This is a genomic window from Dactylosporangium sp. NPDC000244 (genome assembly GCF_040300725.1).
Classification (GTDB): Bacteria; Actinomycetota; Actinomycetes; order Mycobacteriales; family Micromonosporaceae; genus Dactylosporangium.
In genome coordinates this window covers 19,432-28,581 of the sequence record NZ_JBEPEH010000079.1, presented here as the reverse complement: position 1 = coordinate 28,581, position 9,150 = coordinate 19,432, and the positions used below count along the sequence as shown (strand labels likewise).

Below are 9,150 nucleotides of genomic sequence, written 5' to 3'. Positions count from 1 at the left end.
GTCCTACACCCGCTCGCAGATCCTGACCCAGGCCGGCACCAGCATGCTGGCCCAGGCCAACCAGGCACCCCAGAACGTGCTGTCCCTGCTGCGCTAGTCGCCAACCGTCCGAGCCCGGTCCCGCGAGGGGCCGGGCTCGGCGCTTTTTCCGAGAAAACTGCTGCTCAAAACCCTTCAGTGGCAAGGGTTCGAGCCGATGTGATGAACGACCGGACCACGGATGGACCGGCCTGACCCGACTCAAGGAGGAAGATCGTGGGTCTTCGCATTAACAACAACATCGCTGCTCAGAACGCTTACCGGAACCTGTCGGTGACGGACAGCCAGATGAGCAAGTCGCTGGAGAAGCTGTCGTCGGGTTACCGGATCAACCGGGCCGCCGACGACGCCGCGGGCCTCTCCATCAGCGAGGGTCTCCGGTCCCAGATCGGTGGTCTGAAGGTCGCGGTTCGCAACGCTCAGGACGGCATCTCGGTCGTGCAGACCGCTGAAGGTGCGCTCACCGAGACGCACTCGATCCTGCAGCGCATGCGTGACCTGTCCGTTCAGGCTTCCAGCACTGGTTCCCAGGACTCCGATGCGCGCTCGGCGGCGCAGACCGAGTTCTCCCAGCTGGGTCAGGAACTCGATCGCATCGCCAACACCACCGCGTTCGGCGGCCAGAAGCTGCTCGACGTCAGTGGTAGTGCCTACACGGGCACGTTCCAGGTCGGTGCGAACGGTTCGTCGTCCGACCAGATCGCGGTCGACCTGAGCACCGCCGCCTTCGGCAGTAGCTCTTCGCTGACCGGGTTCGACTCGGCCGGCCTCGGCGTCGGCTCGTTGGACCTGACGACCGCCGGAACCGCGGCGATCGACGCGATCGACACCGCTATCAAGGGTGTTTCGACCGCTCGGGCCACCCTGGGTGCGTACCAGAACCGGTTCGAGCACACCATCAACAACCTGAACGTCGCGGTCGAGAACCTTTCGTCGTCGGAGTCGCGGATCCGTGACACCGACATGGCTCAGGAGATGGTGTCGTTCACCCGCTCGCAGATCCTGACCCAGGCCGGCACCAGCATGCTGGCCCAGGCCAACCAGGCGCCGCAGAACGTCCTCTCGCTGCTGCGCTAGGACCTGAGGGCTTGACCTGATCGAGGACACCGACAGGGCACGGCATCCAGCCAGGGCGCCGTGCCCTGCCACATCATTTCTGTCGCATCAGCAGCGACCGTTGCTCCGTAAGGACAACCCGGCCGCAACTTTCCTCTCAACCGGTGCCCGCGCAGTCCGATGGGACCGTCAGAAGACGCGACCAAGGCCGCGGAAGGCCGGTTTGAGGACTCAGGGAGGAGTGCCATGGGTCTACGGATCAACAACAACATCGCCGCTCAGAACGCATACCGGAACCTGTCGGTCACCGACAGCCAGATGAGCAAGTCGCTGGAGAAGCTGTCGTCGGGCTACCGGATCAACCGGGCCGCCGACGACGCGGCCGGCCTGTCGATCTCGGAGGGCCTGCGCTCGCAGATCGGCGGCCTCAAGGTCGCCGTTCGCAACGCTCAGGACGGCATCTCCGTCGTACAGACCGCTGAGGGTGCGCTCACCGAGACGCACTCGATCCTGCAGCGCATGCGTGACCTGTCGGTGCAGGCCGCCTCCACCGGCTCGCAGGACTCCGACGCGCGGGCCGCCGCGCAGACCGAGTTCTCGCAGCTGAACCAGGAGCTGGACCGCATCGCCAACACCACGGCGTTCGGCGGGCAGAAGCTGCTCGACGCGGCCGCCCCGTTCACCGGGACGTTCCAGGTCGGCGCGAATGGCTCGTCGTCCGACCAGATCGCCGTCGACCTCGGCACCGCCGCGTTCGGCAGCGTCACCGGCGTGACCGGGTTCGACTCGGCCGGCCTCGGCGTGGGGTCGCTGGACCTCACCACGTCCGGCACCGCCGCGATCGACGCCATCGACACCGCGATCAAGGGCGTCTCCACGGCGCGCGCCACGCTCGGTGCGTACCAGAACCGCTTCGAGCACACCATCAACAACCTCAACGTCGCCGTCGAGAACCTGTCCGCGTCCGAGTCCCGCATCAGAGACACGGACATGGCCCAGGAGATGGTGTCGTTCACCCGCTCGCAGATCCTGACCCAGGCCGGCACCAGCATGCTGGCCCAGGCCAACCAGGCACCTCAGAACGTGCTGTCGCTGCTGCGGTAATCCACCAAACCGTCCGGGGAGGGGACTCGTTCTCCTCCCCGCTCGCCTTCCTCGAGGAGGTACCGCATGGTCACCGGCGGAAGCGTCGACGGCCTGGTCTCGGGCATGCAGACCTCGTCCGTCATCGCGTCACTGATGCAGGTCGAGGCCGCGCCCCAGACCGCGCTGAAGAAGAAGGTCTCCGTCCAGCAGCAGGTCGTGAGCTCGTACCAGTCGATCAACACGAAGATGAGCTCGCTCCTGACCGCCGCGAAGGGGCTCGCCGACCCGACCGCGTGGAAGGCCGCGACGGCCACCTCCAGCTCCTCCTCCGTGCTGGCGACGACGAGCGCCACGGGCGGCAACCAGAGCGGCTCGGTGACGTTCCGGGTCAAGCAGCTCGCCGCGTCCGAGTCACGGATCTTCAGCTCCGGCTCGGTGGCCCAGACCAGCGACAGCATCACCAGCGCGTCGAGCATCAACATCACGAACACGGCCACCGGCGAGGTCAAGAACCTGCCGATCACCGACACGTCGCTCAAGGGCGTGGTCGACGCGATCAACGGCTCCAGCGACCTCGGCGTCAAGGCCACCGCGATTCAGACCGCCCCCGGGAAGTACACCCTCCAGGTCACCTCGGCCCAGACCGGCGCCGCGTCCGCGTTCACCATCGACGGCATCGACGGCCTGGGCGCCGACGTGGCCGCGACCGAGGGCTCCGACGCGATCCTCACCGTCGGCACCACGAACGCGTTCGACATCTCCTCCTCCTCGAACACGTTCAGCGGCGTCATGGACGGCCTCACGATCACCGCCAAGGCCAAGACGGCCGACACCGAACCCCCGGTCACGGTCAACGTCTCCAGCGACACCGACGGCATCGCCACCAAGGTCCAGGCGATGATCGACGCGGCCAACTCGGCGCTGAGCGAGATCAAGACCCAGACCAGGAACCAGAGCGGCAGCGTGCCCGGCGGGCCCCTGGCCGGCAACTCCTCGATGCAGCAGCTCGCGAGCTCGATCCTGCAGACCGTCTCCGGCGGCGCCGGCTCGCTGGGCAGCCTCAAGGACGTCGGCATCGAGCTGACCCGTGACGGCACGCTGACGTTCGACAAGACCAAGTTCACCTCGGCGATCAACGCCGACCCGGCCAAGACGCAGTCGTACTTCAACGCCACCACCACCAACGCCGCCGGTGGCAAGGACGGCCTCGTCGACAAGATGGCCGCGATGGCCGACAAGGCCACCCAGGTCAACACCGGCACGCTCTCGCAGTTGATCACCAGCGGCAACAGCGCCATCACCGACCTCAACGACCGCATCAGCGACTGGGACGTCCGGCTGCAGGCGCGGCAGGAGACGCTGCAGAAGCAGTTCACCGCGATGGAGACCGCACTGGGCTCGCTCAAGAACCAGTCGAGCTGGCTGGCCGGCCAGCTGTCCTCGCTGGGCTGATCACCGAAGGTCCCCGGGAGACTGAATGACGACACAAGCCCTGCGCAACCGGTACGTGGCCGACAGCGTGGCCACCGCTCCCCCGGCGCAGCTGCTGGTGATGCTGTACGACCGGCTCGTGCTCGACCTGATGATCGCCGGTCAGGCTCTCGGCGCCGGCGACACGGCGACGGGCTCGAGCCGGGTGTACCACGCCCAGGAGATCCTCATGGAGCTGCGGGCGACGCTCGACACCTCGGTGTGGAGCGGCGGCCCCGGCCTCGCCTCGCTCTACAGCTACATGATCAACGAGCTCGTGCAGGCCAACGTCGCCAATGACCCGGCGCGGATCGAGACCGTGCAGGGCTTCGCCGAGCAGCTGCGCGACGCGTGGCGGGAGGCGGCCGCGCAGGTGGCCGCCGCCGGGCAATGACCGCCGCGACGGGATCGGGCGCGGGGCCGGACGGCTGGGCGGCGGCGTGGGCCGCCGCCCTGGACGCGATGGAGCTGGAGGCGGACGCCGTCGAGCAGCTCCTGCGCCATCGCGAGCTGCCGCCCCAGATGGTGTTCACCCCGCCCGAGGGGATCGGGCCGCTGCCGCTGGAGCTGACCGACCGGGCCCGCCTGCTCGTGCAGCGGCAGCTCGACCTGTCCCGGGAGCTGTCCATCGCGATCGCCGGCAACCGGCAGCAGTCGCGGCTGGTGAACCGGATGCAGCGCGAGGGCGGCATGGGCGCGCCTCCCCCGGTGTACCTGGACAACCGCACCTGAGTCTTCGGGATGCGTTGCAACCCGAAAACTCTTGGAAAGCGCCCGAAGACGCCGATACGGGCAGCATGAGTCACATCCCGGTGTCCGTCATCATCGCCGCCGGCGGCAGCCCCGACGACTTCCACGCCTGCCTCGAGTCGCTGCGCCCCACCCTCGGCATGCGCGACGAGGTCGTGTGCGTGATGCCCGCCGACCGCCCGGAACTGCGCGCCGAGCTGCGCGGTCAGACGTGGCTGCGGGTCGTGGACTCGACCGGCGCGCTGCCCTGGAGCGACGGGCTCGAGGCCACCCGGCACCCGATCGTGGTCTTCCTCGACGGCGACGTCGTGCTCTCCGCACACTGGCTGGACCCGGTGCTGGACGCCTTCGGCGATCCGTCCGTGGTCGCGGCCGGCCCGCGCGTGCAGCACAGCTACGGCCCGCAGCAGGCCGACCCGCCGGAGACGGCGATGGCCAGCGCCGCGGCCTTCAAGGCGTACGCGCGCGAGTGGCGCCAGCAGCACCGCGACGAGTTCATGGACGTCGACCGCCTCGGCCCGGTGTGTGTGGCGATCCGCCGCGACGCGCTCATGATCGCCGGGGGGCCGAGCATCGACCTGCCCTTCGACGAGCTGAGCGCCCAGGGCCGCATCGTGGTCGCGCACGCCGCGCTCGTGGCCCACGTCGGCTCGTCCTCCTGCGGCCTGCGCCAGCCCGACCCGGCCGACGACGCCCCGCTGCTCACCGCGAGCCTGATCGTCAAGGACGAGGAGGACGTGCTGGCGCGCTGCCTCGCCGCGCTGCGCGAGCTCGCCGACGAGATCGTCGTCTACGACACCGGGTCGACGGACCGGAGCATGGAGATCGCGCGGGAGTACGGCGCGAAGGTCGTCGAGGGCTTCTGGAACGACCACTTCGGCGACGCCCGCAGCCGCTGCCTCACGCACTGCTCGGGCCGCTGGGTGCTGTGGGTCGACGCCGACGAGACGTTCACGGGCAACGCGCGGATCGTGCGGGACTCGTTGCGGTACAGCGAAAACGGCGCCTTTTTCGCGACCATCGAGAACCATGAGGGCCACGAGGGCGGCTCCGGCTCGAGCACCATCTACTTCCCGCGCATGTTCCGCCGGGCCCGCGGCCGCATCTACGGCCGCCTGCACGAGCAGGTCATGGACCGCATCACCGGCCGCTCGCTGCAGGGCTCGCTGCTGCCGGACCTGGTGCTGGACCACTCGGGGTACACGCGGCTGCGCGGCACGCTCAAGAACAAGGCGGAGCGCAACCTGCGCCTGGCCACGCTGGCCGCCGAGGACGTGAGCGGCCTGACCGCGGTCGGCAACCTGGCCCGCTCCCAGCTCGGCTCGGGCCACCTCGAGGAGTGCATCGCCACGGCCCGTCGCGGCCTGGAGGAGGCCCTGGAGCACACGCACAAGGTGCTGTTCCTGAAGATCCTGGCCGACGCGTACATCAGGGTGGGCCGCCTGGCCGAGGCGAACGAGACGATCGACGAGCTGCGCAAGATCGCGAACACCGCGTTCACGGTCGACGAGCACGAGGTCAAGCTCCGCTTCGCCGAGGGCGACTACGAGCGCACCCTGGAGATCATCGCCGAGCTGCCCGAGTCCGGCGCCAACGACCTGCTCTACGGCGTCGGCCGCGGCCGCTTCGCCGGCCTGCACATCGACGCGCTGAGCCGGCTGGACCGCCACCAAGAGGCCGCGTACCACCTGCGCCAGGCCCTCAAGGAGGGCCACGTCCCGATCCCGGTGGCCCGGATGGCGCAGGTCCTGGGCGCCGCGGACGGCAGCCTGGCCGAGGTGGCGGAGCTGGTCCCGAACGAGAACCGGCGCGGCCTGCTGTTCACGATCGCCGAGGCTCCCCCGGAGGCGGCCGACGAGCTGCTGGAGGCGTTGTGGCGCCGCTACCCCGGCGAGCCGACGCTACTCACCCTGGCCGCGCGCGTGGGACGGCGGGTGCCGCTGATCCGCGCGATGGAGTGGTCGGCGCGGCTGCGCCAGCACGGCTTCCCGGACCAGTGCACGCTGCTGGCCCTGTCGGCGGACGAGCGCCGGACCCCGCGCGAGCGCACGCTGGCCGCCGCGATCGCCTTGGAGATGTTCCACGACGAGGCCGCGCTACCTTTGCTGAACGAGGCCTTGACGTCGGTGCCGGACGAGCTTTCGGCCGGCGTGCTGGAGGAGATCCGAATCCTGGCCCCGCGCGTCTCGGCGAGCATCGAGCTGGCGGACGCTTAGGGTGACGGCGGGTTCGACGCAGCGGAGTTGGCCGCAAGGTCAATTTTGCGGCGTCGGGTAAAATAGGTTTTGAAAGAGGACGCGCAACCGACACCGCGTCTGCCCTGTTTCGACTCCTACTCCTACCCCGCTCTCCTACCCGCTCCGCTCTCCTACCCCGCTCCGAGGCTTCGCCGGATGAGCGCGGCCGGGTCCTCGAACCACTCGTCGTGGTGCGTGGCCGGCCCGAGCATCGCGATCGCCGTCACGTACGCGTCCCGATCCACCCGCCGCCCCGTCAGCCGCCCGACCATCGCCTGCAGGTAGTGGTAGTCGCTGTGGTCGGCGAACTCACGCACCGCGCCGGAGACGAGCTCGGCCGCCTCGACGTCGCGCCCGAGTTCGAGCAGCGACAGGACGACCCAGCGGCCGGCGGCGGCCCGGGTGTCGGGGCGCTGGAAGACGGCGAGGAAGCCGTCGAGCGCGGCCTCGATGCGGCCGGCGGCGAAGTCCTGGAGGGCGCGGGCGTACGGGAGGTCGGGCGGCGGGGCGTCGGCCTCCGCGGGGAGGTAGGCGCGCACCACACCGGAGCCGGCGCCAGGCACACTCAAGCCGGTGCCGATGCCAGTGCCGGTGCCGCCGGTGCTGTTGCCAGCCCCAGCGCCGTTGCTACTGCCGGGGCCAGAGCCGTTGTCGATGCCAGCGCCGGGGCCAGAGTCGGGGCCAGCGCCGGGGCCGCGGCCGCTGCGGGATTCGCCCCGGGCGGCGCCTGGGTTGGGCGCCGACGCGCCCGGGCCGCCGCTGTGGTGGGTGCTGGACACGCCCAGGCCGTCACCGCCAGCGTCAGCGCCGCCGCTGCCCGGCGCGCTCGAGCCGCCGCTGCGGTGGGCGCTGGACACACCCAAGCCGCCACCGTCAACGCCGCCGCTCGCCGCCGCGCCCGAGACCGCCGCGCCCGAAGCTGGGCCCGGAAAAGCACCCGAGACCGCCGCGCCCGAGGCTGGGCCCGAAAAAGCACCCGAGACCGCCGCGCCCGAGGCTGGGCCCGAAAAAGCGCCCGAGACCGCCGCGGCCGAGGCTGGGCCGGAAGTAGCGTCCGAGACCGCCGCGCCCGAGGCTGGGCCCGGAAATGCCCCCGAGACCGCCGCGGCCGAGGCTGGGCCGGAAGTAGCGTCCGAGGCCGGTTCGGACAAACTGGGTGAATTCGCGAGGCGGCGGGCGACCACGCGCCAGCGGACCGCTCGATGGCCCTCGAACGCGGGAAACGACACCGGAACCGCCAGCGTGCCCGCCGTCGTCGCCGCCGCGTGCGCGCGCAGCCGAGCCTCCGCGTCCGCGGCCGCGAACCGCAACCCCGCCAGGTCGAAAACCCAGTCGCCCCGCGCGATCGGGGGCGACCACGAGGCCGCCGCGGTGCGGTACGCGTCCTCCAGGCGCTCCGTGATCACGTCCCACGAGTAGCCGGCCGCCGTCGTCAGGCCGCCCGAGCGCAGGCGCGCCGACAGCCCGGGCTCGTCCAGCACGCGGCGGATCTGGGCGGTCAGGGCCGGCACGTCGCCCACGTCGGCCAGCAGGGCGTTCACCCCGTCGCGCGCGTACTCCAGCACCCCCGTGTTCCGAGTCGCCACCACGGGAGTGCCCGACGCCATCGCCTCCAGGCAGGGCAGCGAGAACGACTCGTAGCGCGAGCAGCACACGTACGCCGCCGCGCCGCGGAACAGGGCGCCCAGGACATCCTGCGACGGGGAGACCACGACACGCCCCAGCGCCTCCAGCGGCGGCCGCGGCGAGACCCACACCAGGTCGACCGAGGAAGAGAGGGCCCGAAACACGCGGCGCATCTCGTCCATGCCCTTGAACGCGTTGCCGTCCCAGCCCACGAAGAGCAGGTACGGGCGGTCCGCGGTCGCAGGCGGGCCCGACGGCGTGAACACCGCGCGATCCACCGCGTTGTGCACCACCCCGGCCTCGACGCCGTACCGCGACCGCAGCACCGAGGCCACCGTCCCGCTCACCGTGATCGTCGCGTCGGCGGACGCCAGGTTGCGCAGCGCGACCTGATGCGTCGCCGGGTCGATGTCCTCGAACAGGTGGAAGTCGCCCTGCTCGAAGTGGACCACCGGGGCCGAGCCGAGCGACCGCGCGGCCAGGACCTGGTCCCAGTACCCGCACACGATCACATCGCAGGCGGGCACCGCGGCGGTCAACTCCACCCCGAACGGCACCTGCGTGAACGCGGCCCGCAGGTCGAACCAGTCCGGCCGCGGGAAGTGGCTCAGGACGGTGACCTCGTGGCCCCGGGCCGACAGGCGGTTCGCGTGCTCGAACAGCACGCGAGCGCCGCCCCCGACGTCGGTACGCGGGGCCAGGTAGCACAGCCGCAGCGGGCCCGGCGACGAGAAGGGCACCACGGCCGGGGAGGCGGCGACCGCGGACGGCATCGAGCGACGAGCCGCGAACTCCCGGCCCCGGGCCGCCGTCACCGCCGCCGGCAGGTCGGGGCGCAGGCCGCCGGTGAGGGACGGGTCCGTGTGCTTGAGCCGGAGTCCCATGG

The 9,150-nt window shown here is 70.8% G+C and carries 8 protein-coding genes; 7 read left to right on the top strand and 1 reads right to left on the bottom strand.

Annotation, left to right across the window (positions count from 1 at the left end):
- The 7 genes from ABT369_RS56215 to ABT369_RS56185 form a co-directional block, all read left to right on the top strand.
- The coding region (locus tag ABT369_RS56215) for a flagellin (protein ID WP_350626443.1) at window positions 1–97 on the top strand (97 nt) is incomplete at its 5' end.
- Window positions 98–255: 158 nt separating this feature from the next.
- A complete protein-coding gene (locus ABT369_RS56210) occupies window positions 256–1,116 on the top strand; it encodes a flagellin N-terminal helical domain-containing protein (protein ID WP_350626709.1) in 861 nt (286 codons plus the stop codon).
- 225 nt (window positions 1,117–1,341) lie between these two features.
- Entirely contained in the window at window positions 1,342–2,199 is an 858-nt protein-coding gene (locus ABT369_RS56205; RefSeq protein ID WP_350626707.1) for a flagellin N-terminal helical domain-containing protein, read from the top strand.
- A gap of 66 nt (window positions 2,200–2,265) precedes the next feature.
- A complete protein-coding gene (gene fliD / locus ABT369_RS56200; RefSeq protein ID WP_350626705.1) occupies window positions 2,266–3,633 on the top strand; it encodes a flagellar filament capping protein FliD in 1,368 nt (455 codons plus the stop codon).
- Between the two features lie 25 nt (window positions 3,634–3,658).
- Window positions 3,659–4,045, top strand: coding sequence for a flagellar export chaperone FliS (fliS, locus tag ABT369_RS56195; RefSeq protein ID WP_350626703.1), 387 nt, complete (start codon window positions 3,659–3,661; stop codon window positions 4,043–4,045).
- Complete coding sequence (locus ABT369_RS56190) at window positions 4,042–4,383, top strand: hypothetical protein (RefSeq protein ID WP_350626701.1); 342 nt, start codon at window positions 4,042–4,044, stop codon at window positions 4,381–4,383. Before fliS ends, ABT369_RS56190 begins: the two co-directional genes overlap by 4 nt.
- Window positions 4,384–4,448: 65 nt before the next feature.
- Window positions 4,449–6,617, top strand: a complete 2,169-nt coding sequence (locus ABT369_RS56185; RefSeq protein ID WP_350626699.1) for a glycosyltransferase — start codon at window positions 4,449–4,451, stop codon at window positions 6,615–6,617.
- A 152-nt stretch (window positions 6,618–6,769) separates the two neighbouring features.
- Here ABT369_RS56185 and ABT369_RS56180 read toward each other — a convergent pair whose 3' ends face one another.
- Window positions 6,770–9,148 (bottom strand): glycosyltransferase, encoded by a 2,379-nt coding sequence (locus tag ABT369_RS56180; RefSeq protein ID WP_350626697.1) that lies wholly within the window; start codon window positions 9,146–9,148, stop codon window positions 6,770–6,772.
- Between the last annotated feature and the right edge of the window lie 2 nt (window positions 9,149–9,150).